Below are 22,618 nucleotides of genomic sequence, written 5' to 3'. Positions count from 1 at the left end.
GCCGCGCCCCGTCAGACGGTCTCGCCCGCTTCGCCGACGTCCTGTTCGTCCGCGCGGAGCGGCTTCTCCGGGCCCGACGGCTTGGTCGGACTCGACGGATTGTTCTGCGGATCGGGCTTCTTGTCGGCCTGCGTGATCTGCTGGACGGGCGGCGCTTCGGCGACCGCCTTGTCCTTCTCGGCCTGGCGGAGCTGCTCCAGCAGGTTGCGCACCAGGTTCATCGGCATGGACTCCAGGTAGCCCGACAGGTCGCCGCCGATGTAGTTCGGGACGGGCAGCTTCGACATGTCCTGGATCATCCGCGAGAGCCGCACGTGGTCGGCCCCGAGCAGCTCCGCCTCGGCCGTGATCTCGAGGACGAGGCGCTTCTTCTCGGTCTCCATCCGCTTGAACTCGATGGCCTGCTCGGCGTCGGCGTGCTCCAGTTGCCTGGTGAGGAGGTCGCCCCGGGTGTCCTCGCTGAAGATCCGCTGCCGCTCGTCGTAGTACACCTGGTCAAGCGACCTGACCCGTTCGATGTTGGTGCGGACCGCCTCCACTCCCCACGCCTTGAGCGCGTTGCGCACCTGCGAGCTGAGGTTCGTGCGGATGTCGAGGATGCCCGACAGGAACTCCTTCACCGTGGAGTCGGCCGTGATCTCCACGAAGTAGTTCTCCACGGTGGCGCCGAGGACCCGTTCCACGAACCGCTGGACGGGCTGCGGGTCGTCGGTCAGCGCGCCGCCGGCCAGCCGTCCCGAGTCGGGGGAGCTGCCGAACTCGCTGACCAGCCGCGGCGCCACGGCGGACGGGATCCGCAGGGACTGCGACACCTCGACCCGCAGCCGGATCCCCTGGCTCGTCTCCAGGTCGAGCTCGTGCAGCCGGGCGTCGTAGTTGCCCTTCTTGGCGGAGTCCTTCTTGTTCCACTCCATGTTGAGCAGGAACGTCGGCACCAGCAGCACCCGGACGAACCACGGGTTGAGCGCGTACTCCGAGCCCTCCTTCAGGGTCTCCTGCTGGACGCCGCGGCGGCCGCCGTTCGCGACGAACTCCCAGGGCAGCCGGAAGTTGCGGTGCCCGTCGACCCGCGGGCCGACCTTCTCCTGCTCGTCGGGCTCGGCGCCGTCGCGGGTGATCACGACGCCGGTGTGCCCCACCGGGACGGACGTCAGCTGGAGCTGCGCGGCGACCAGCCCCTCCTTGCCCTCGCCGATGTTCTCCGTGGTCAGCACGTCGAACATCTCCGGGTTGATGTCGTAGAAGGTGCCGCCCGCGAGCACGGCGAGCTGCCGTCCCTGCTCGCCGCCGCCGCGCAGGAACGCCGTCCCGTCCTGGAAGTCGTCGCAGGGGACGTGCCGCGCGAACGGCTGGCCCGCCTCGCGGACCCTGCCGTCCTTCGCCTTCACGAGGCCCACCGTCCCGTCGGGGACGTAGGCGCGCGGCACGGTCCGCACCTCGAACAGCGCCGTGTTGATCGAGTAGGAGGAGCCGCCGGGCAGCGTCACCGCCTGCGTCCCCTCCTCGCCGCCGCGGAGGAGGAACGCCTCGCCGTTCTGGAAGTGGTCGCAGTCCACGCCCTTGGGCAGCAGCGCCACCTGCCGGTCGCGCGGGCGCTTGCGGCCCTCCCGCGCCACGACGACGCCGATCATCCGCTCCGGGATGTGGATCCGCGGCACGGCCTCGACGGTGTAGAGCCAGGGCATCAGCCAGGTCGGCCGCTGCGGGGGGAGGGTGCCCGCCAGCACGCCGCGCCCGGTGTTCGGCACCACGTTCCGGTACGTCCCGTCCGGGTGCGGACGGCCCCACACGCGCCGGACGACGCCGACGTGGTCGGCGGGCACGACGTGGCGGCCCAGCCAGTAGACGTAACCGGCCGCGGCTCCGGCCAGCAGGAGGAGCAGTAACAGGATGAAGACGCTCACGGTCGGACTCCGCACTCTCGTAGCCGGGCATGGACGGTCAGCGCCATCTGGGTCCAGTTGTCGTACCAGTCCATGCGCTGTTCGCCGCGCGGGTTGCGCAGCGTCGGGAAGAAGCCGGACCGGTCGAGGGCCCGCGCGGCGAACTCGCGATAGGTGGGCACCGCCTCGTCGTCCGAGACGCGCCAGCCGAGTTCCTTCGACAGCGCGAGGAAGTCGGAGTGCCGCCTGCCCTCGATCGGCGCCATGCCCACCTGGACGCGGAACCCCATGCGGCCGCCGGTGGCGGCGGCCCACAGCTCGTCCACCCCGACCAGCAGGTCGCGCGACAGCGCCGCGGCGTCGCGCCGCCGCAGCACCCCGGACTCGAGCCGGTTCGCGGCCTCCAGCAGCAGCGTCGTCGTGAGCAGGTCGGCGTGCTCGATCTCCCGCTCGGCCAGGGCGGCGCGCAGCCGCGTCAACGCGAACGACGCCGGAACGCGGCCGGACCGGGCCCCGGACGACCGGACCTCGGACGACCGGCCCGCGGACGACCGGGCCGCGAACGGGGGCGGCGCGGACGGCAGCTCCGGCTCCGGCAGGGGACGCCCGCGCGACGACGCCTCATGGAGCGCGACGAGATGCGCGAGGGGCGCGTCGCCGAGCGGGCCGCCCGCGTGCGCGTCCGCGCACCACAGATCGGCCAGCAGGTAGTGGCTTCGCCCGGTGACGAGCACGGGGAAGAAGGGACGTTCGTGCCACTGGGCTTCGAGGATCATGCGGGTGACGTCCTCGGAGTCCTGCGCGGCCGGGGACATCACCACCACGACCACCGTCGCGTGGCGGAGCTGTTGCCGGGTCGTCCAGACGAGGCGGTCGCCGGGACGCAGGCTCCGCACCGACCAGACCGGCAGGCCCGCCTCGTGGACGCGCTCCACCAGGCTCCTGCCGTACTCGGCGTCCGCCGGGGCGTAGCAGACCACGACGGAACGCCGCGCGGGTTCGCGCAATGGCCGGGGCGGCTCGCGCAGCACGTCCCCTTCGTGCAGGCCGGCGGTCGTGTCTCCGCCGCGGAGGGTGTCCGCCAGCCCGGCCGCCAGATGATCGAATTTCTCGCCGCCGGGGTCGGCGTCGGCGAAATCCAGCCAGGCCCAGTCGCGGGCGAAGGGCGGAATCGGCGCGCCGCCGAACGTCACCGGAATGAACGGCAGCCCCTTTTCCGCGCAGGAGGCCAGTAGCGCGTCGTACTCGGTGAGCGCCCAGCGGTCGCCCGCGAGCCCGGGGCCGAACACCGCGATTCCCGCCGTCGTGTCACGGAGCGCCTGTTCCAACGAGTGGATGACGCTGTCCCCTGGCAGGACGAGTTCGTCGAAGAACGCGTCGACCCCGTGCCGGTGGAGTTGGCGCCACAGTTTCCGGACCCATTGGGCATCCGCCCTCCCGTACGCGAGGTAGGCCTCGACCAAAACACGCCCCCGATCACGGCCGGGAATTGACCTCGCCTCCAGCGTAGGGCGGACCTTCCGACCCGCAGGCTTGATCGCGTTTTGTTGCCTTATCCGGCCAGCATGAAACCGGCCCGGCCAGGACCGTTTCCCGCATAAGTTCCGGCCGAATTGTTTTCCGTAACACAGATGTCGAAGCCGGCGCCGGGGAAATAGGAATAGAAGTTCAGTTTCGGGTGAGGGACGCCGTCCGGCCCCCGCCGGGTCAGCGGGATGTGAGGTCCCGCGCCGCCTGGTCGACCGGGGCCCCGGAGCGCCGACCGCCATGAAATTGACCCATGGATCTCGCCCCCGAATGAACCATGAGATGGGTCTCTGCGCGCCGTAGATTCATCGGTGTCAGCACGAAGTTCCTGGTGAGAAGCCGGGGCCGACATCGGGAGGATCCATGAACGCCACCTCGAACCAGCAGCCCGCGCCCGTCCTGGTCCGCGCCGAGCACGCCGAGTCGCTCCAGGACGGCGCGACGAGCCTGATCACCCTGCTCGCCGACGCGGACGCGACGGGCGGCGCACTCACCGCCAACAAGGCCACGCTCCACAAGGGGTCGCCGGGCGCTCCCGCGCACTTCCACACCAAGGCCACCGAGATGTTCCTCGTCCTCGACGGCACGCTGCGCGTCCTGGTGGACGAGGAGATCGTGACCCTGGGCGAGGGCGACTTCCTGACCGTCCCGCCGACCGTGCCGCACGCCTTCGCGCCCGCCCCCGGCAGCGCGGCCGAACTGCTGGTGGTCTTCACGCCCGGCCTCCAGCGCTTCGACTACTACCGGCTGCTGGAGCGCGTCTACCAGGGCGAGGCCACGGTGCAGGACATCCGCGACAGCTCGCAGCAGTACGACAACCACTACTTCGAGAGCCCCGTGTGGTCGAAGGCGCTCGCCGAAGGCTGAACCCGCGGAGTGTCGTTCAGACGTCCGCAAGGACTCGGCACAGCGCGTGGAGCGCCGGTCGGTAGCGGTGTTCGGACGGTGCGGCGTACCCGACGACCAGGCCGTCGCGGTGCGGTTCGGGGCTGTCCGGGTGGCGGAACGCCGCGAGGCCGTCGAGCGCCACGCCCGCCCGCGCGGCCGCCTCGACGGCGGCCGCCTCGGTGCCCGGCGGCAGGCGCAGGACCGCGTGCAGCCCGGCCGCGATGCCGGTCACGGCGACGTGCGGGGCGCGCTCGGCCAGCGCCGCGACGAGCAGGTCGCGGCGGGCGCGGTAGCGCTGCCGCATGCGGCGGACGTGCCTGTCGTACTGCCCGGACTCGATGAACTCCGCGAGCGCGAGCTGGTCGGTGACGCCCGTCCACGCCTCGCGCTGTCCCTTGGCGGCCAGCACATCGCCGACCAGATGCGGCGGCAGGACCATCCAGCCGAGCCGGATCGCCGGGGAAAGGCTCTTGCTGACCGAGCCGATGTAGACGACGTGGTCGGGATCGAGCCCCTGGACGGCGCCCACGGGTTCCCGGTCGTAGCGGAACTCGCCGTCGTAGTCGTCCTCCAGCACCACGCCGCCCCGGCCGCGCGCCCAGTCGACGGCCTCGGCGCGGCGCGCCGGAAGCAGCGGGCCGCCGGTCGGGAACTGGTGGGCCGGGGTGAGCAGGACGGCGCGCGGCCCGCGCCCAGACGCCAGTTGGTCGGTGCGTGCGCCTCGGTCGTCCAGGCCCAGGGGGAGCGTGCGCACTCCGGCGTCGGCGAGGATGCCGCGGTGGAACGGCAGGCCGTACGGTTCGACGGCGAGCGGCCCGGACAGGACGCCGCCGCCGAAGAGCAGCCGCAGCCCATGCGCGAACCCGGCGCAGACGACGATCTGGTCCGGCGTGGCCGCCACGCCGCGCGCCCGCGCGAGGTATCCGGCGAGCGCCCGGCGCAGTTCGGGACGCCCGTGCGGGTCGGCGGGCGCGAAGGCGTCGGGCGGCGCCGCGGTGATCGCGCGGCGGACGGCCGCGCCCCAGGCGGCGCGGGGGAAGGACGCCGCGTCGGGCTGCCCCTGCCGGAGGTCGTGGGCGGCGGGCTCGCGCTCGGGGCCCCTCCGCGGGACGGGCTTCGGCTTGGCCGCGACGCGCTCGGCCACCCGGGTGCCCGAGCCCTGCCGGGCGGTCAGCCATCCCTCGGCGACCAGTTCGGCGTACGCGTCCGCGACCGTGTTGCGGGCGACGCCCAGGTCGGCGGCCAGCGAACGGTACGGCGGCAGCCGGGTCCCGGGCGCGAGCCGCCCGCTGCGCACGGCCGCGCGCAGCCCCGCCGCCACCGCCGCCCGCCGGGGCCCCGAGGCCGACACCTCGAGATGCAGGTCGGTCCCCGCCTCCGAAGCGGAATTGACCCGAGACTCCGGCACCAGACCACCCACCTCATCCGGTCTCTTGACCGCCAAGGCTAATGGTCCACCGGCAGGGATCAGACGGGTGGGGCGACGGCGGCCATGGCTCGGGCCTGCGAGACCATCTGCGCCGCCCATGATCCGCTTTGCGGGCCGGGTGCGAACTGGACGGTGTGGTACAGCCCCGGGCCGGTGACCGATACGGACACGAACCCCGAATAGCGGCGTTCTTTCATCAGCAGGAAAAGCAGGCCGAGAAGGCAGAACCACACGAAAATGATCGTCAGGACGATCGCGACGGTCGGGATTCCCTCGTGGACGTAGGTGGAGTCCTGCACCGTCCAAACCGTGCCGTTGAGCGGGTACTGGCCGTGCGGAACGATTACGTGAGTGGACGTGAGCGAGATGTCCCCTATGGCCAGCAGGACCGGCTGGTTGCCCATTGGGTACATGCTCACAGTGCACCATCTCCTCACGGCGGAACGTCCCGTACGGTTAAGTCGAATAATCCCCGAGTGGACGCCGCTTCATAGGAAGCCCGCACACCCCCGTTGAAGACGTGACCCGTCCGAGTTCAACTTGTGACGGGTGCCGCGTCAAGGCAGAACGACACTTTCGTCCTGGCGACATCGCCCGCTGGGCGTGAAGACGGATCAGGGTGTCGGGGCGGTTCGGGCGCGGTGGCGGCGGACGGCGTCGCGGTTGGCGCAGCGGTGGGAGCAGTAGCGCTGCCGTCCGAGACGGGTCGTGTCGGCGAAGATCGTGGTGCATTCGCGGACGGCGCACCGCCTGAGCCGGTGCATGCCGCGTCCGGTCAGGTGCAGCGCGGTGCCGACGGGGATCAGCGCGGACAGCACGACGCCGAGCGGCTGGAGGTCGTCGCGGTAGTGCAGATGCCAGCCGCTGCCCGCGTGGTCCGTCAGCCGGGGGTAGGCCACGGCCGCCGCGAGCAGCCGGTTGACCCGCTCGGCGCGCTCGGGTTCGGCCGCCGCGTCGACGATCTTCACCCACTCGTCCAGGAGGGCCAGGGTCTGGTCCAGGTCGCGCGGCGTGACGGGGCGTTCCAGTACCAGGCCGGCGGCGCGGCAGCGGTCCGCGAGTTCTTCGGCTGTCGCGGGACGCCGGTTGGCCAGGTCGGCTGCCAGTTTCACGGCATCCGCGCCGTAAGGGTTGAGATGCATAAGCCTATTACAGCACCGTGGGCGCCATGGCATCTGGCACCCTGGTCCGGCAGGCGACGGAGACCGACATCGCCGAGCTCGTCCGCCTCCGCGCGCTGCTGTTCGACACCCTCGGCGGCGATTTCTTCAACCCGTCCTCAGCGGGCGATGAATGGCGCGACGCGCTGGCCCGCGTCTTCAAGGAGAAGCTGAAGGACGACGACGCGCAGATCCTGGTCGTGGACGGCGACGACGGCGGGGGCCTGGCCGCCTGCGGCATCGGGACCGTCGAGCAGTGGTTCCCCGGGCCGCACTCGCGCAACGGCCGCATCGGGCACGTCATCGGCATGGTCACCGATCCAGCCCATCGGCGGCGCGGCCACGGACGGGCGATCATGCAGGGACTGCTCGCCTGGTTCCGCGAGCGCGACGCCGTCCGAGTGGATCTGTACGCGTCGCACGACGGGGAGCCGCTCTACCGGGAACTCGGCTTCTTCGACCATCCCGATCCCGCGTTGTGCTGGCGCCCGTGACGGACGTCCGCCCGCACCCGCCGACCGGCACCACGTCGCACCAGACTCCGCGATACCGGTGGACCATCCTCGGCGTCGCCACCTTCGCCCAAGCCGCCTCCGGGTTCTTCGTGCAGGGCATCGGCGCGATGGGCGTCCATCTCCAACGTGACCTGCACCTGAGCACGGCACAACTGGGACTGCTCCTCTCGGCCGCCCAACTGGTCCCGCTGGTCGGACTGCTGGTGGCGGGAGAACTCCTTGACCGCTACAACGAGCGCTGGGTCGTCGGCGCGGGCGCGAGCGTCGTCGCCGTGAGCCTCGGCCTGGGCAGCATGGCGCCGGGATATGCGTCGCTGCTCCTCGTCCTGCTGATGGTCGGCGCGGGGTACAGCACCGTCCAGCCTGGCGGGAGCAAATCGGTGGCGTCTTGGTTCGCCGAGTCCCAGCGCGGACTGGCGATGGGCATCCGGCAAGCGGGCCTGCCGCTCGGCGGGGTGTTCGCCGCCGCCGTGATGCCCGCCCTCGCCACCGCCCTCGGCTGGCGGGCCACGCTCACGCTCGGCGGGCTCGTCGCGCTCGCGGGAGCGGCCGCGTTTATGGGCCTCTACCGCAGGCCGCCCGTCCACGGCCCTCCCCAGGAGCGCGCACATCAGGACGTCACGCTCAGGGCCCGGCTGCGGATACTCCGCGAACCGCCCATGGTGAGGATCGTCCTTTCCGGGGTGTGCCTGGTCTCCGTGCACAGCGCCGTGGGCGTCCTGACCGTGCTGTATCTCCACGAGGCGGCGTCGATCGGGGCGGGCGACGCGGCTCTCGTCCTCGTCGCGGCCCAAGGGGCGGGCGCCGCCGGACGGGTCTGCCTCGCGGCCTGGAGCGACCGCGGCGGATCGTCCGGACGCTACGGCACCGTCATGACCTGCATGGTCGCCGTGACCGCGGGGATGATCGCGTTGATGACCCCCGCCGGACACTCACCCGTCGCGGCTTCCCTGCTGTTCCTCTGGCTCGGGTTCTTCGGAATCGGCTGGTACGGCCCGTGGGTCGCCCACCTGGCCGAATCGGCGCCGCCCGGCCAGACCGGATTCGCCCTCGGCCTGGCCATGGCCGTCACCCAGGTCGCCATCATCCTGGCCCCGCCGTCCCTCGGCCTCCTCAAGGACGCGACCCACAGCTTCACACCGGTCTGGGGCGCCCTATCCGCGATGACCGTCCTCGCCCTGGTGATCACGGCCCGCGGCGGACGCCGTTAGGGCCCTGGTGATGAGTTCTCGCGCCCGAACCCGTCTTACCTGTGAAAGGACGCGACGAAGCGGAAGGGTGACGGTATGAACGCGAACACGCTGCTGGAGGAACTGGGCGTGAGCGGTCTGGGCGAGGTCGACGAGCCGGTGTTCTCGGGGCTGGCGGAGCGGCACCGGCGGGAGCTGCACGTCCACTGCTACCGGATGCTCGGGTCGTTCGAGGACGCCGAGGACACCGTCCAGGAGACGTTCCTGCGCGCCTGGCGGCGGCGCGAGACCTTCGTTGGACGGTCGACGTTCCGGGCGTGGCTGTACCGGATCGCCACCAACGCCTGCCTGGACCTGCTGGCCCGGCGCCGCCCGGAGCCCGCGTCCGGCGGCGAGGTGCCGTGGCTGCAGCCCTACCCCGACCGGCTGCTGGACGAGCTGCCTGCCGGCGACGCCGACGAGCCGGAGAGCGTCGCCGTCGCGCGGGAGACGATCGAGCTGGCGTACCTGGTCGCCGTCCAGCACCTCGCGCCGCGTCCGAGGGCCGTGCTGATCCTGCGGGACGTGCTCGGCTGGCCCGCGAAGGACGTCGCGGAACTCCTCGGGGACTCGGTCAATTCCGTGAACAGCGCCCTGCAACGGGCCCGCGCCGGCATGCGCGAGCACCTGCCCGCCGAACGCCAGGACTGGACCGGCGGCGCGGAGGACGCCGGGACGCGCGAACTCGTGCGCCGCTACACCGAAGCCAGCGTGGCCACGGACATCGACGGCCTCACGGCGCTACTGCGCGAGGACGTCCGCTTCTCGATGCCGCCCACGCCGGGCTTGCACGTCGGCCGGGACACGATCGTGAACGATTGGGTCGACAGCGGCTTCGAGGACCTGAAGGGCCTGCGCGGCGTCCAGACCGCCGTGAACCGGCAGCCCGCCGTCGCCTTCTACCAGTGGCGCGAGGACGCGTACCTGCCGCTGACGATCGACGTCCTGCGCGTCACCGGCGGGACGATCACCGAGATCACCACCTTCCACGGCGACCGTTTCCCGCAGCTCGGACTCCCCGAGCGACTCCCGGCCGAGTAGCCCCGGTGCCGACGCTCGCGCTACGCGGCGGCGAGCGTGTCGCGGTTGTCGCCACCGAATGGCGCGACGCGTTCGCCGTCGTCATCCAGGGCCGGGTGCAACTGGAACTCCGCGACGGCGAGCCCGGCCCGGTCCTCGGCCCCGACGCCGGATTCTGGCTCCACGGCACCGGCGTCCGCGCCCTACGCAACCCCGACCGCCGCCCGGCGACGGTGCGCATCGTCACCCGCCCCTCAACAAACCCCGACGCCATTCACTCCATGGAGCACAACATGAACGACACCGGGATCGTCGCGCCCTCGGCATCACACCGAATCCGCGGCCTCGCAGCCACCGGCTTGATCGCCACACTCGCAGCAATGGCGGCCACCACCCTGGCCGCCGCACTCGCTCACGCCGCCGGAGCCGACTTCGAAATCCCCGACGGAGGCGAGCCGATCCCGCTCCCCGGCTTCGCCGTAGTAACCGGCTTCTTCTCGATAGTGGGCACCGTAATCGCTGCCGCACTCCTCCGCTGGAGCGCTCGCCCCGCCACACGATTCCTCTGGACGACGGTGTCCCTGACCGCGATCTCGCTGATCCCACCCCTAATCGCCGGAGCGAACACCGCCACAACCACGGCCCTAATTGCCCTACACCTCATCCCCGCGACAATAATGATCCCAACCCTGACCCGCCGCCTCCGCACCCCGTGACAGGTTCAGCCGGTGGGGGGTGCCAGGCCGATTCGGTAGGCGAGGACGACGGCTTGGACTCGGTCGCGCAGGCCGAGTTTCGACAGGATCCTCGATACGTAGGTCTTGACCGTCTCGGGGGTGATGAAGAGCTTCGCGGCGATCTCCGCGTTCGACAGCCCTTCGGCGATCTGCTGGAGTACCTCCAACTCGCGCGGGGTCAGTGCCCGGACCACGTCCTCCCTGGCCGACCGGGACGTATCGGCCGGGCGCAGGTGTTCGGCGAAGTGGCCGATGAGGTGGCGGGTGACGGCGGGGGCCAGCAGGGCCTCGCCTCTGGCGACCGTCCGGACGCCGTTGACCAGCTCCGCCGGGGGCGCGTCCTTGAGGAGGAAGCCGCTGGCCCCGGCCCGCAGCGCGTCGTAGACGTAGGCGTCGACGTTGAAGGTGGTGACGACCAGCACCTTCGGTGGCGCCTCGGCGTCGGGACCGGCCAGTTGCCGGGTCGCCTGGATGCCGCCGAGCAGGGGCATCCGGATGTCCATCACCACAACGTCGGGACGCAGGCGCCCTGCGGCCTGGACCGCCTCGTGCCCGTTCTCGGCCTCTCCGACGACCTCCATGTCGGGCTGGGCGGAGAAGATGGTGACGTAGCCGGTGCGCACCAGTGCCTGATCGTCGCAGACGAGCACACGGATCGGTGGCGGCGCATCGCTCACGGGGTCACTCCGATGCGGGCTTGGACGGAATCGTGGCGTGGACCTCGAACCCGCCTTCGGGCCGGGGTCCGGCCTTCAGTTCACCATCGACCATCCGTGCCCGTGCACGCAGCCCCGCCAGTCCACGCCCGCCCGCGGGGGCCGCGTCCCGGACGGCGGGTGCGGCCGCCGGGGAGGCGTCGGTGGTCACCGTGATCTCGATGCGCTCCTCGCCGTGCCGGACCAGGACCTGTGTCGGCTGCCCGGCGGCGTACTTCATCGCATTGGTGAGCGCCTCCTGCACCACCCGGTACGCGGCCAGTTCCACGTCCACGGACTGCGCTCGCCGCTCGCCCCGCTCGCTGAACTCGATCGGCTGCCCCGACCTGCGGGCCTGTTCGACGAGGTCCCCGAGCCGTCCCAGGGCGGGTGCCTGGTCCGCGCGCGCCGGGTCCGCGGACGCCGACTCGCCGGTCGCCTCCAGCACGTCGAGCAGGTAGCGCAGCTCTGTCAGCGCCCGGCGGCCGGTGTCGCTGATGGCCGAGAGTCCCTCGCCCGCCTTGTCCGGCGCGGAGGTGAGCACGAACTGTGCCGCGTCCGCCTGGACCACCATGGCCGTCACGTGGTGGGTGACCACATCGTGCAGCTCGCTGGCGATTCGTGCCCGCTCCGCGGCCGTGGCCACTTCGGCGGCCAGCCGCCGCCGCTGCGCCTCTTCCGTCCGCCGTGTGCGCACGATGCTCCCCACCAGCCAGAACGCGGCAAGAACCAGGTAGAACGCGAGATAGTCCGCGATGCCCAGCGGTGAGCGGAGGCGGTCCAGGACGAGGGCGAGCACGGCATAGCCCGCGCTCACCGCGCCCGCCAGACCATGGCGGAGGCGGACCTGGTGGGCCCCGGCCGAGTACAGGGCCAGGTAGAGCCCCAGACTCCCGAACGTCGTCGCGAAGCCCAGCGCCTGGTACGCGGCGAACGGGCCCGCGACGACGGCAAGACAGCCCGCGGGCCACCTCCGGCGGACCGCCAGCGGCAGGGTCTGGGCCAGGATCAGCCCGACGCTCAGCGCGCTCGCCGGGCGCTCGGGCAGATCTCCGATCTGCGCTCCGATGCCGGACAGGGTGGGAACGAAGGCCAACAGGGCCAGTGCGAGGGCGAGGACGCCGTCCTTGAGGAAGGCGTCCTGCTCCTTCCACCAGTCGAGCGGCCCCCGGAGCAGCGCGCGGCTCCAGGGCGCCTGAGCGGACATCACTACCGTTTCCTCCGGTCAACCGGTCTGAGTGCGTCGTGCGGATCGGCGGGGCAGCAGACGGCCGCCGCGGCGGGCGAGGACGAACATCCGGAAGGCGAGCAGCGTACCGATGACGACGGGCACCAGCGCTGCCTCCAAGCCGAAGCCACCGCCGCTCAGCACAGTGGAGCCATGCACGTCGACGGTGAACAGGCCCTCGGATGCGTGCCCGGAGACCGGGATGCCGAGCAGTTGCTCGGTCGTGTTCCAAGCGAAGTGCAGGCCCACGACGAACCAGATGTTACGCCGCCACAGGAAGGCGGCACCGAGCATCACGCCCGCCTCCAACGCGATCGCCAGCGCACTCCACGCATTGGCTCCCGGAGTGCCCAGATGGGCGATGCCGAAGAACAACCCGGTGATCACGATCGCGGCCCGGCTACCCCACCTCTGTTCCAGAGCCTGCAGCGCGAGCCCGCGGAACATCAACTCCTCGGTGACCGCGGCGCCGATCTGCACCATGACCGCGGACCAGACGACCGCCATGAAGCCATGGCCCGCCCAGGAGAACGAGTAGCCGCCGAACGCCGTGATCAGCAAGGCGGACACCGCGACGAAGCCCAGGCCGATCGCGCCGCCCAGCAGCGCCTCCCGGCCGGCTCCCCGCCGGGCGATCTCCGGCGTCGCGCGTCGCGCGAGACGGCGCATGACCAGCCAGTACACGGCCACCGCGGCCACCGCGCCCAGTGCCGGAACCGGACCGGGACCCGTGGCGGTCAGGCCCGAGACCACGCCGACGCCGACCATGCCCGTCAGCATCCAGCCGAGCGGAGAGCGGACGATCCGGCCGAGACGACCACCGCGAGCGTCGTGACCGTCGGGGCCCACGTCCGGGCCGGGGCCTCCGGCGTGCGGTGCGGTGGACGTTGTACTCATCGTGGCCTCCTCTGTAGCGGTCGCACCGGCTGCGACCTGAAAGCCACGCTAGAAATCCGGCGCCGTCCGCGAATCACCCGCACATGGACAGCTCCTGTAGCTCTCGCGGGGGATGCGCCCCGAAAGCGGTGAATTCGTGCTGCAAGTCGCGCTGGAACTGCCCGACGGCGCCGATCACATTGATGAGCAGCACACCGTCGGACCGCTCCTGAGCCGACGCCCCGGAGAACGGTAGGCTCCCCGAAATGAGCGAGGATGAGTGGAATCGCATCATCCGTTCGGTGAAGCAGGGCCAGCTCGGCCCTTGGACGTGCCCTGAGTGCGACGAGTACGCCGTCGAGTTGGGCCAGCGGTTCGCGCAGGGCCACGTGGTGGAGCGCACACTGCTGTGCTTCGCCTGCCAGGCAAAAGTCGCCGCACCTGCCTGAACCCGACCGAGCGCTCATCGCAGCACCCTGCGTCCTGGGAGACGGCGCCTAAGTCGTAAGAATGATTTGTGAGCGTGCGGCTCACAACGTCCGTAAAGGCAGCATCGGTCGGCCACGCTGCCAACGCGGCAGGTCACTGACGGCGGCTGGCGCAATCACCGCAGGGCGTGATCCGCGTGATCGACGGCACGCGACCACACGGCCTCGAATGCGTCGGCGCACAACTTGATCACCGACGGGTCTTCGCTGAACTCGTCGTCGAGAGCGTGTCCGTCTCCCGAGAAGTGGTGGAACCGCACCAGCCGGTCGTCGAATACCCAGAAATCGTTGCCGGGCAGCGCCAGGTCAGAGGCGCGGCGCCGGGACAACCATCGGACCTGCTCTCCGGCCGGAACGTTGTGTCGACCGGTCACGGCATGCTCGAAGCGGATGTAGTCGGTGACCGGCTCCGAGACGAGGCGGGCCCGCCGGACGGTCACGCCACGGGCGACCGCTGAGCGGATGAGGTCGAACCATGCGGTGCCCGCGCCGAATCCTTCGAGCGTGCCGGTTTCTCGCCATGCCAGATACTTCGGATCCGCCGGGGTGTAGGTGTCCCGCATCTCCAGGTGAATCGCGGAGAACTTCGTCGAGCCGAGCAACTCAGCAAAGCTGGGGACGTTCCCCGACATCAGATACCTCCAGTGCCTTCAGCCCAAGATGTTCACGGCTTGAGGGCTTGGACGATGAGGGTCCCGACGTGGTCGGGTTCTAGGGCGGACTCGACATGGGCGTCGAGGACGGCGAAACCGTGGTCGGTGAGGATGTCGGCCCAGGTTTCGGGCTCGTAGGCCCATCGATGGATCCAGACCTGTCGGCCGGTGAGCCCGTCGCCGTACATTCCCTGGACGCCATAGGCCTTGGGAACGGCCGGGGCATGGGAGAAAACGACCCTGCCGCCGGAGACCAAGCGGTCATGGACACGGGGGAGTAGATCGTCGGGATCGGTGAACCACAGCGCGCCCCAAATGGAATAGATCGCGTCCCATTGGCGGTCGATACGGGCGAGGTACTCCACGGCGTCGCCGTGCTCGAAGCAGGCCCCGGGCAGGTGGCCCCAGTGTTCACGGGCCTGGTCGCATTGCACGGGCGAAAGGTCCAGGCCGGTCGCGGCGATCCCTTTGGCGGCCAGGGCGGCGACGGCGTCGCCACGTCCGAATCCGAGTTCCAGGGCCGTCACAGGATCACCGAGAAGTTCGTCGCCGGGCCCATGCCCGGGGTACTGAGTCCAACCGAACGCGTTCTTCAGCGCCTCCTCGGGACTGGACGCTTCTTCCTGCCTCTCGGCGTACCGATCCCAGTAGCCGGTGCGGTCGCTAAGGCTGGACGACATGGGCGAGTCCCCGGGCTCGGCTACGACGGAACCCGCGCCACGATAGTGCTGACCAGACGCCCGCGCTCGCGCGTACGCGGAACAGGGCCGGAGTTCATCGGCTCCGGCCCTGCTGCCCGTGCGCTCAGGCGGTCGACTGCCTCGTCAGTGGCAGTTGCTTCCCGGGTAGCACGGGGTGCACTTTGCGAAGTCGGCCTCCCAAAGCGGTCGGTCTATTGCGAACCCGTTGTTTTCGATGACGTGGGCGGTGCGCTCGACCGAGCCGTCGTACTTGAACTCGATCGCCGGGACGTGGTCGAGGAACCGGCCGAAATGCCGGTCGCAGAAGTCGCGGTAATTGCGGGTGTCGAGGATGAACCCGTGGACGGCGATGTCGACCAGGGGACCGCAGCCGATCTCCAGTTTCCGGTCCCACATCTCCATGGCGGTGACGAGGTAGGCGACGGCCTGACCGAAGAGGCGTTCGGCCATCACGGTGTCGAAGGGGTGGTCGCGGGCGAGAAGGGCAATCTGCCTCTCCCAGACCTGCGGGGTGACGAAGGAGCGCGGGTCGCGTCTGGCGCGAGTACTAGCGGAACCGGTGGTGGGCTGAACGGTGGTCGTCATACATGCCTCCCCGATGGTGGCTGGTACGGCACCCTGGTCGGCGCCGTCGTCGTGGCTCTACCGTGCGTCGTGTAAGACCGACCGACCAGGTGCTGGTGCATGTCGCGCACATCGTGTGCGGATTGTGCACACGAGTTGGTGCGGCGGCCAGTGGCGTGCTCAGGGCGAAGGGGCGCTTCACCCGAGACGGCAGCGGGCGGCCAGGCCGCGCAGGTCCGGCGAGGTGCGGCCGGTGGCCAGCAACCCGCTCACCAGCTCCCTTACCGCCGGGCGAGTACGGGTTTCCTGGGGTGCGATCCGCTCGGCGATCAGCAACGCCCGCAGTGTTTCATCCCGGCGTCCCCACATCCCGTACGCGCGTGCCACATCGGTGAAGTACCGGGCCCGGCGTTCGGCGGTCGGCAATGCCTGTGGTCGCACGGCGCGGGCTGCCTGGACCGCCATGGCCGGATCGCCGGCGGCGTACTCAGCCGAGATCAGGTGTAGACGGACGGCGGTGACTCCGAATCCGCCGCCGTTTTGGCGGAGGAACGTGCCGCCGCCGAGCCGGGCGGCGATCGACATGGCCTGACCGGTCAGCTCACGCATCCCGCCTCGGTCGCCAGCGTGGGCTGCGGTGTAGGCCGCCGACATCACCAGTTGTCCGCGCGCCGCCACGTGCGCCGGCCGGTCGTCCTGTAGCCCGTCGTCGTCAGCCGCTGCCATGGCGAGGCCGGTGGCTTGGTCGAACCAGTCGTTGCGACGCGCGAGCACCGCCAGTTGCCGGGCCGCCTCGGCGGCCGCGAGTACATCACCGCTGAGCTCGGCGAAAGTTCGGGCACGGTCGCCGGCCAGCCAACCCAGCGACTCGTCCAGCTTGATCATCAGTCGGGTGATCAGGTTGTAGGTCTGCGCGAGCACTGTGGCGGCGCCCGCGTCACCCGCGGCTGCGTGACCACCGGCCAGAAGACGCGGCAGGCCCTCGGCGAGACGACCGTAGTCGCAGGCGTCGTAGTCACGGCAGGCGGCGGCCAGCGCGGCCGCCAACTTGGACGGCGGGATCGGTTCGGCGCGTGCACCGGTACCGAGCAGAACGTCCCGGAGACGCGTCACAAGCAGCGCACCCTGCCCGTTCGTACCGCCCGGGCCTGCGGAGCGGAGGGCAGGGCCGGTGACGGTCGCGCCCGCGGTGACGGCAAGAGTGGCCAGCAACTCGCGGCGCCGCACATCGTCCTCCCCGGGTGACTCGCCTGTCACCGTAGCGGTCACACCGAACAACTCCGGAGGGATTTCCAATACATCGGCGAGGCGCCGGAGGGTGGCGACATCGTCCAGCAGCCGGGAACCGGTCTCGATACGGGACACGGTGGAACGTGAGCAGTGGAGACGATCAGCCAGGTCCGCCTGCGACCAACCGAGGGCAATGCGCGCGGACCGTATGAGCGGACCCGACCGAGCGCTCATCGCAGCACCCCGCGTCCTGGAAGACGGCGCCTAAGTCGTAAGGATAAATTGTGAGCGCTGCGGCTCACAGCCTCGGTGAAGGCAGCATCGGTCGGCCACGTTGAGCGCGCGGCAGGTCACGCGCACTCCTCGTGCCTCACAGCGTCCGTGAACGTGCGCAATGCGGCGCGCGAAACATCAGCATGGGGCCTATGGGGTCTATGCTGTCCCGCACGGCGACGGCGTGGGAAAGCCCCGCGACCTCCACGCACTCTCGTGGCGCAGAGTTGGACCGTGTGCTCTTTCGCTCGATGACGTGGGAGAGGTCCGTGCAGGGCATGGCTCGCGCTCCTGAGTCGTGGTTCACGATAGGTCGAGGTGACCGTCTCGTATCTTGGCCACGAATGCGGCCCATGCCTTGGCGCTGAACGAGAGGTGACCGGTGCCGGGTGCCTTGCTGTCGCGCACGCCGATGCCTGCTATGAGGCTTGCCACCTCGACACAGTTACCAGTTCCTCCGCTATGGCTGCTTGTCCGCCAAATCGATTTAGTTGGACGTGGCCGCATATGTGCTCCCTTCTACGGTCAGAGCGTATCTGCCGTAAGCGAGCTGAGGAGGTCCCGACTGTCCCTGGGGGACAACGCTGCTGCGCGGATGCGGTTGAAGGCGTCACCGTAAGTCTGCAGATCGTGCGGCTGCTCCAGGATCAAAGCGCTGTTCATCGTCTCGATGTAGACCGCACCCGCATCCTCCTCGGCAGGGAAGGTGAAGACTGAGAAGGACCCGACCATGGCTGGGTGCTCTCCGGCGGTGAATGGAAGAATCTGGACCACAACGTTGCGCTTGTTGTGCGCCTCGGCCAGGCTCCTCAGTTGAGACGCCATGATCTCGCGGCTTCCAACCATCTGCCGGGCAGCTCCTTCGTTGATCACGACCCAGAGTTGCGGTGCGGTGTTCTCTTCCAGTAGGGCCTGGCGGGCAAGCCGCACCTCCACGCGCTCGTTGATGACCTCCCGTGAATCGGTGGGACGTGCCGCGCTTATCACGGCGTTCGCATAGTCGGGAGTCTGCAGCAGGCCAGGGATAAGGGCCTGCTCGTAGGTGCAGATCAACGAGGCTTCTGTCTCTATGCCGATCATGGTCCGGGTCTCGGTCGGCAAGGTCGCGGCGTACGACTCCCACCATCCGCGCTCCTTCGCCCTACGTGCCATCTCCGCCAGGCGGTCTACCTGCCGAGGATCGTTCACGCCATAGAGGTCGAGGAGCTTTCGCACGTCAGCGGTGCTGATCCCGATCTGCCGGTTCTCGATGCGGGAGAGCTTCGATCCCTGCCAGCCGAGTTGCGCGACCACCTCCGTTATCGACATCCCTGCATCTGTCCGGATCCGTCGCAGTTCCGCTGCCAGACGTCGCCGCCGCATGGTCGGAGATCCTGCCATGATCACCTCTCTGTGCAAATTGTTCTCGCCGAGCATATTGCACGAGCGCTGCAATCGGGTGCATGCTGTGCGGACACAGAATGCCACCGAGTGACCACGTGGCGCAGGGAAACGAGCGGCCTTGGGGCGGTGATGGCGCACCGGCCAGGGCCTCGGGCCGACTGGGAAGGAGCTGGATCCATGGCGGATTGCGAGGGTGGGCCGCTGGTGGTGTTGGCGGGGGAGCTTCGGCGGCGGGGGATTCGGGTGGAGTCGTGTGAGGGGACGTTGGTCGCCTCGCTCGGGGTTCACGGGGAGCGCGTGATCGCTTGTGACGGGACGTGGTTCCGGTGGGGCGGGACGCGGGGGCACGTGCTCGGGGACGTCGGGCATGAGGCCGCCACGGCGGACCGGGTCGTCATGGTGCTGCGGCAACTCTTCCGGTGGTCGTGATGGAGTGCCCGTCCGCGAACGTCGCGACAGGGTGCTTGGACGTGCGGTTTCTCGCGGCGCGGACGGCTCCCGCGCAGGTGCGGATGCTGGTGGAGTTGCGGCTGGACGCCTGGGGCCTCGCGGCGCTGCGCGATGACGTGAAGCTGATCGCCAGTGAGCTGGTGACGAACGCCGTCCTGCACACGCCTGAGCGCGAGATCCGCGCGCGCCTCACGCGGGAGGCGCGCGGCGTCTGGTTGGGGATCTGGGACTCGTCGGACGTCATGCCGGTGCGCAGGGATGACGACGACGGACTCGGCGGGCGGGGGCTGCCGCTCGTGGCGGCTCTGGCGTCCGGGTGCGGGGCCTTTCGGGCCCTGCCGTACGGGAAATGGGTGTGGGCCCGGGTCGAGCGAAAGGGTGTGTGAGGTGGCGCGGGGTGTGTGTCAGGCGGTCGCGCGGTGGCGGCTCGTCCTGGAACTGCGGACGCACCTGGGTCACGACGAAGCGGTCAGGCGGTTGGAGCTGCTGCGGGTCGCGCTCGTGCCGAAAGGGTGGCGGTGCGTCGGGCTGTACGAGAAGCGGGAGTTTCGGTTTCCCGTTCCGTTGCTGTGGGTGTACGCGCGTGGGGCGGCCGATGATGTCGGGGCCGTGGTCACCGTCCGGGCGGTGCCGGGTGAGGCGTGGGCGTACTTCGAGGCGGGGAACGGGCGCGCGGGGTTCGTCTCGCCGTGCGGGGACGTCGAGGCCGCGGCCAAGGCACTGGACCTCATCCTGAGGGACCGCATGTTCCCGCGCCGGGACTGGTAGCGCTCCCGGTCAGCGGGATCTCCGGAGCCGTCCGCCGTCCCGCTGATTAACGTCGTGGGCCGGACGGAGGACTCATGGACGACCCGATACCCGACGTGCTCGCTCCCGCGAAACTGGGGCCCGTCACCTTGCGGAACCGCGTGATCAAGGCGGCCACGTACGAGGGGCTCAGCAAGAACAGCCTGGTCACCGATGAGTTGATCGAGTTCCATGTGCGGCACGCGGCCGGGGGCGTCGGCATGACGACCGTGGCGTACTGCGCGGTCGCGCCGGACGGCCGCACCGAGCGCAAGCAACTCCTCTGGACGGACGACGCCCTCCCCGGCCTGCGGAAGCTGACCGAGGCCGTGCACGCCGAGGGCGCCGCCGTCGCCGCGCAGATCGGGCACGCGGGGCCGGTCGCCGGGTCGAGGAGCAACCGCCTGCCCGCGCTCGCGCCCAGCCGCTTCTACGCGGCCGCCAGCACCGGCTTCACCAAGGCGGCGACGCAAGCCGACATCGACCGGGTCGTCCAGGGGCACGCGCACGCGGGGCGGATGGCGATCGAGGCCGGATTCGACGCCGTCGAGATCCACTTGGGCCACAACTACCTGGCCAGCTCGTTCCTCAGCCCGCGGATCAACCGCCGGAAGGACGGGTACGGCGGCTCGCTGGAGAACCGGGCCCGCTTCTCCAGGGAGATCGCGCGCGCCGTCCGGGACGCCGTGGGCGACCGCATCGCGATCACCGCCAAGCTCAACATGGACGACGGCGTCCGCCGCGGCTTCGGGCTGGACGAGGCGACCCGGGTCGCGCGCTGGCTGGAGGCGGACGGCTCCCTCGACGCCCTCGAACTCACCGCGGGCAGCTCGCTGCTCAACCCGATGTACCTGTTCAAGGGGGACGCGCCGCTCCGCGAGTTCGCCGCCGCCATGCCGCAGCCGGTGCGGCTCGGCATGCGGCTGGTCGGCCGCTGGTTCCTGCACGAGTACCCCTACGAGGACCTCTACCTCCTCAAGGACGCCCGGCGGATCCGCGCCGCGGTGAAGATGCCGCTGATCCTGCTGGGCGGCGTTACCGACAAGGCGGGCATGGACACGGCGATGGCGGAGGGCTTCCAGTTCGTCGCGATGGGGCGGGCGCTGCTGCGCGAGCCCGACCTGATCAACCGCATCAAGGACAAGCCGGACACGACGTCGCTCTGCATCCACTGCAACAGGTGCATGCCGACGATCTACACCGGGACGCGCTGCGTCCTCGTCGAGCAGCCGGGCTGAGCGCGCATGCGGGACGAGACGATCGCCGCGATGCTGCTGGCCAGGCTGGGAGACGACCGTCCCGGCCTGCGCAGCCGGGACCGGACGTGGACCTGGGACGAAGTCGTCCGGGAGAGCGCGACCCGCGCCGGGCTGGCTCGCGCGCTGCGCCGGGAAGGACCGTTCCACATCGGCGTGCTGCTGGACAACGTCCCCGAGTACGTGCTGTGGCTCGGCGCGGCGGCGCTGAGCGGCGCGACGATCGTCGGGATCAACCCCACCCGGACCGGCTCCTATCTGGAGCAGGAGGTCAGACATACCGACCTCCAAGTGCTCGTCACCGATCGCGCCGGGGTCGAACTGCTGGACGGGCTCGACATCGGCGTCCCGCGCGACCGTTTCCTGCTCGTCGATGACGACGGTTATCGAGCCAAGGTCGAGGCGCATGTGTGCGAGCCCGAGCACGACCCCTCGATTACTCCCAAGACGCAGCTGCTTCTGCTGTTCACGTCCGGGACGACAGGCTCGTCAAAGGCTGCGCGCTGTTCGCAGGGCAGGCTCGCCGAGTTGGGGCGCAACAACGCCGCCAAATACGACGTCAAGCGCGACGACATCAGCTACTGCCCGATGCCCCTCTTCCACGGCAACGCGCTGATGGCGCTCTGGGCGCCGTCGCTCGCGGTCGGTGCGGCCGTGGTGCTGACGGAGAAGTTCTCCGCATCCGGATTCCTCCCTGACGTGCGCTATTACGGCGCGACGTTCTTCACCTACGTCGGCAAGGCCATCGGCTACGTTCTCGCCACGCCGGAACAGCCGGACGACAACGACAACACGCTCACGCACGGGTTCGGCACGGAAGCGTCCCCGGAAGACAAGGCCGAATTCCGCCGCCGCTTCGGCGCGGAACTCCTGGAGGGCTACGGCTCCAGCGAGAGCGCGGGGATGATCAAGCGGGTGCCGGGCACCCCGCCGACCGCGTTCGGGAGACCGGCCCGCGACGGCGTCCGGATCGTCAACCCTGAGACCCGCGAAATCTGTGCCCCCGCCATCCTCGACGAGCACGGCCGCGTCACCAACGCCGAAGCCGCCATCGGCGAAATCGTCGACATCGACGGCGCCGACCGCTTCGAGGGCTATTACAAGAACCCGGAGGCGGACGCCGAGCGCGTCCGGCACGGCTGGTACTGGACGGGCGACCTCGGCTACGTCGACGGCGACGGCTTCCTCTATTTCGGCGGACGGTCCGGCGACTGGATCCGGGTCGACTCGGAGAACATCTCCGCGCTGCTCACCCAGAACGTCGTCCGGCGGCATCCGAAGGTCGTGGACGCGGTGGCGTTCGGCGTCCCCGACCCGCGCTCCGGCGACCAGGTCATGGCGGCCATCGAAATCCCCGACGGCGTCGATTTCGAGGATCTCGACTTCCCCGCCTTCCTCGCCGCTCAGGACGATCTCGGCACCAAGGGGGCACCGCGTTTCGTCCGCGTCTCGCACGCGCTGCCGACGACCGGCTCCGGAAAGCTCAGAAAGAAGGAGATGCAGCTCGACGGCTGGCGCACCGCCGATCCCGTCTACCGCTGGGCCGGACGGGGCGCGCCCGAATATGCGCTGATGACCGAGGCCGACAAGGAGGCGCTCCGCGCGGAGTTCGCCGCCGCCGGACGTCAGCGCTTCCTTCCATGAGGG

The 22,618-nt window shown here is 70.1% G+C and carries 26 protein-coding genes; 11 read left to right on the top strand and 15 right to left on the bottom strand.

The features are described from left to right. Window positions 1-11: 11 nt before the first annotated feature. Window positions 12-1,904 (bottom strand): SPFH domain-containing protein, encoded by a 1,893-nt coding sequence (locus FXF68_RS03485; protein WP_148757426.1) that lies wholly within the window; start codon window positions 1,902-1,904, stop codon window positions 12-14. Then, window positions 1,901-3,346 carry a toll/interleukin-1 receptor domain-containing protein gene (locus FXF68_RS03480; RefSeq protein ID WP_187437696.1) on the bottom strand — a complete coding sequence of 482 codons (1,446 nt, stop codon included), beginning with the start codon at window positions 3,344-3,346 and terminating at the stop codon, window positions 1,901-1,903. The genes FXF68_RS03485 and FXF68_RS03480 overlap by 4 nt, the downstream gene beginning before the upstream one ends. Before the next feature lie 427 nt (window positions 3,347-3,773). Here FXF68_RS03480 and FXF68_RS03475 point away from each other — a divergent pair, with 427 nt between their 5' ends. After that, on the top strand, window positions 3,774-4,277 hold the full coding sequence (locus tag FXF68_RS03475) for a cupin domain-containing protein (RefSeq protein WP_148757424.1): 504 nt from the start codon (window positions 3,774-3,776) through the stop codon (window positions 4,275-4,277). Window positions 4,278-4,293: 16 nt separating this feature from the next. On the opposite strand, the gene pdxR is transcribed toward FXF68_RS03475, so the two are convergent. The 3 genes from pdxR to FXF68_RS03460 all read right to left on the bottom strand — a co-directional run bounded on the left by pdxR (window position 4,294) and on the right by FXF68_RS03460 (window position 6,869). Further along, window positions 4,294-5,706 carry a MocR-like pyridoxine biosynthesis transcription factor PdxR gene (gene pdxR, locus FXF68_RS03470; RefSeq protein WP_187437695.1) on the bottom strand — a complete coding sequence of 471 codons (1,413 nt, stop codon included), beginning with the start codon at window positions 5,704-5,706 and terminating at the stop codon, window positions 4,294-4,296. Between the two features lie 59 nt (window positions 5,707-5,765). Continuing rightward, window positions 5,766-6,146 carry a hypothetical protein gene (locus tag FXF68_RS03465; RefSeq protein WP_222869789.1) on the bottom strand — a complete coding sequence of 127 codons (381 nt, stop codon included), beginning with the start codon at window positions 6,144-6,146 and terminating at the stop codon, window positions 5,766-5,768. 195 nt (window positions 6,147-6,341) lie between these two features. Continuing rightward, window positions 6,342-6,869 (bottom strand): CGNR zinc finger domain-containing protein, encoded by a 528-nt coding sequence (locus FXF68_RS03460; protein WP_148757422.1) that lies wholly within the window; start codon window positions 6,867-6,869, stop codon window positions 6,342-6,344. A 26-nt stretch (window positions 6,870-6,895) separates the two neighbouring features. On the opposite strand from FXF68_RS03460, the gene FXF68_RS03455 reads away from it, so the two are divergent. The 4 genes from FXF68_RS03455 (at window position 6,896) to FXF68_RS42945 (ending at window position 10,367) form a co-directional block, all read left to right on the top strand. Next, window positions 6,896-7,381 (top strand): GNAT family N-acetyltransferase, encoded by a 486-nt coding sequence (locus tag FXF68_RS03455; RefSeq protein WP_148757421.1) that lies wholly within the window; start codon window positions 6,896-6,898, stop codon window positions 7,379-7,381. Continuing rightward, a complete protein-coding gene (locus tag FXF68_RS03450; protein WP_148757420.1) occupies window positions 7,378-8,613 on the top strand; it encodes an MFS transporter in 1,236 nt (411 codons plus the stop codon). The genes FXF68_RS03455 and FXF68_RS03450 overlap by 4 nt, the downstream gene beginning before the upstream one ends. Before the next feature lie 75 nt (window positions 8,614-8,688). Beyond that, on the top strand, window positions 8,689-9,672 hold the full coding sequence (locus FXF68_RS03445) for an RNA polymerase subunit sigma-70 (protein ID WP_148757419.1): 984 nt from the start codon (window positions 8,689-8,691) through the stop codon (window positions 9,670-9,672). A gap of 5 nt (window positions 9,673-9,677) precedes the next feature. Continuing rightward, window positions 9,678-10,367, top strand: a complete 690-nt coding sequence (locus tag FXF68_RS42945; protein WP_148757418.1) for a DUF6069 family protein — start codon at window positions 9,678-9,680, stop codon at window positions 10,365-10,367. Between the two features lie 5 nt (window positions 10,368-10,372). Here the strand turns inward: FXF68_RS42945 and FXF68_RS03435 are convergent, their stop codons facing one another. The 3 genes from FXF68_RS03435 to FXF68_RS03425 are packed head-to-tail and all read right to left on the bottom strand — an operon-like array spanning window position 10,373 to window position 13,208. Continuing rightward, complete coding sequence (locus FXF68_RS03435) at window positions 10,373-11,065, bottom strand: response regulator (RefSeq protein WP_148757417.1); 693 nt, start codon at window positions 11,063-11,065, stop codon at window positions 10,373-10,375. Window positions 11,066-11,069: 4 nt separating this feature from the next. Then, window positions 11,070-12,290 carry a sensor histidine kinase gene (locus tag FXF68_RS03430; RefSeq protein WP_187437694.1) on the bottom strand — a complete coding sequence of 407 codons (1,221 nt, stop codon included), beginning with the start codon at window positions 12,288-12,290 and terminating at the stop codon, window positions 11,070-11,072. Between the two features lie 18 nt (window positions 12,291-12,308). Then, entirely contained in the window at window positions 12,309-13,208 is a 900-nt protein-coding gene (locus FXF68_RS03425; RefSeq protein ID WP_148757415.1) for a CPBP family intramembrane glutamic endopeptidase, read from the bottom strand. Window positions 13,209-13,453: 245 nt separating this feature from the next. Here FXF68_RS03425 and FXF68_RS03420 point away from each other — a divergent pair, with 245 nt between their 5' ends. Further along, window positions 13,454-13,636 (top strand): hypothetical protein, encoded by a 183-nt coding sequence (locus FXF68_RS03420; RefSeq protein WP_148757414.1) that lies wholly within the window; start codon window positions 13,454-13,456, stop codon window positions 13,634-13,636. 155 nt (window positions 13,637-13,791) lie between these two features. Here the strand turns inward: FXF68_RS03420 and FXF68_RS03415 are convergent, their stop codons facing one another. From FXF68_RS03415 to FXF68_RS03385, 7 genes are all read right to left on the bottom strand, one after another. Then, a complete protein-coding gene (locus FXF68_RS03415; protein ID WP_148757413.1) occupies window positions 13,792-14,307 on the bottom strand; it encodes a DUF6879 family protein in 516 nt (171 codons plus the stop codon). 32 nt (window positions 14,308-14,339) lie between these two features. Then, window positions 14,340-14,855, bottom strand: coding sequence for a class I SAM-dependent methyltransferase (locus FXF68_RS03410; protein ID WP_342787097.1), 516 nt, complete (start codon window positions 14,853-14,855; stop codon window positions 14,340-14,342). A 297-nt stretch (window positions 14,856-15,152) separates the two neighbouring features. Next, a complete protein-coding gene (locus tag FXF68_RS03405) occupies window positions 15,153-15,614 on the bottom strand; it encodes a glycine-rich domain-containing protein (RefSeq protein WP_148757411.1) in 462 nt (153 codons plus the stop codon). A 177-nt stretch (window positions 15,615-15,791) separates the two neighbouring features. After that, on the bottom strand, window positions 15,792-17,057 hold the full coding sequence (locus FXF68_RS03400; protein WP_148757410.1) for a helix-turn-helix transcriptional regulator: 1,266 nt from the start codon (window positions 17,055-17,057) through the stop codon (window positions 15,792-15,794). 136 nt (window positions 17,058-17,193) lie between these two features. Beyond that, window positions 17,194-17,376: a DUF397 domain-containing protein gene (locus tag FXF68_RS03395; RefSeq protein WP_148757409.1), complete on the bottom strand. Its 183-nt coding sequence runs from the start codon at window positions 17,374-17,376 to the stop codon at window positions 17,194-17,196. Between the two features lie 23 nt (window positions 17,377-17,399). Beyond that, the gene (locus tag FXF68_RS03390) at window positions 17,400-17,603 is read right to left on the bottom strand and encodes a DUF397 domain-containing protein (protein ID WP_148757408.1); all 204 of its coding nucleotides are present in this window, start codon (window positions 17,601-17,603) and stop codon (window positions 17,400-17,402) included. A gap of 18 nt (window positions 17,604-17,621) precedes the next feature. Next, on the bottom strand, window positions 17,622-18,458 hold the full coding sequence (locus tag FXF68_RS03385) for a helix-turn-helix domain-containing protein (RefSeq protein WP_281292149.1): 837 nt from the start codon (window positions 18,456-18,458) through the stop codon (window positions 17,622-17,624). A gap of 318 nt (window positions 18,459-18,776) precedes the next feature. On the opposite strand from FXF68_RS03385, the gene FXF68_RS44360 reads away from it, so the two are divergent. The 5 genes from FXF68_RS44360 to casI all read left to right on the top strand — a co-directional run bounded on the left by FXF68_RS44360 (window position 18,777) and on the right by casI (window position 22,615). Next, the gene (locus tag FXF68_RS44360) at window positions 18,777-18,908 is read left to right on the top strand and encodes a hypothetical protein (protein WP_281292118.1); all 132 of its coding nucleotides are present in this window, start codon (window positions 18,777-18,779) and stop codon (window positions 18,906-18,908) included. 41 nt (window positions 18,909-18,949) lie between these two features. Beyond that, window positions 18,950-19,315 (top strand): ATP-binding protein, encoded by a 366-nt coding sequence (locus FXF68_RS03380; RefSeq protein WP_148757406.1) that lies wholly within the window; start codon window positions 18,950-18,952, stop codon window positions 19,313-19,315. A 13-nt stretch (window positions 19,316-19,328) separates the two neighbouring features. Continuing rightward, window positions 19,329-19,697: a hypothetical protein gene (locus FXF68_RS03375; RefSeq protein ID WP_187437692.1), complete on the top strand. Its 369-nt coding sequence runs from the start codon at window positions 19,329-19,331 to the stop codon at window positions 19,695-19,697. A 74-nt stretch (window positions 19,698-19,771) separates the two neighbouring features. After that, entirely contained in the window at window positions 19,772-20,953 is a 1,182-nt protein-coding gene (locus FXF68_RS03370) for an NADH:flavin oxidoreductase (RefSeq protein WP_148757404.1), read from the top strand. Between the two features lie 6 nt (window positions 20,954-20,959). Then, window positions 20,960-22,615 carry a steroid-22-oyl-CoA synthetase gene (gene casI / locus FXF68_RS03365; protein WP_148757403.1) on the top strand — a complete coding sequence of 552 codons (1,656 nt, stop codon included), beginning with the start codon at window positions 20,960-20,962 and terminating at the stop codon, window positions 22,613-22,615. Window positions 22,616-22,618 lie beyond the last annotated feature (3 nt).

This window comes from Actinomadura decatromicini, from assembly GCF_008121305.1.
In the GTDB taxonomy this organism is placed as follows: domain Bacteria; phylum Actinomycetota; class Actinomycetes; order Streptosporangiales; family Streptosporangiaceae; genus Spirillospora; species Spirillospora syzygii.
This window is presented reverse-complemented; position numbering and strand designations above follow the sequence as displayed.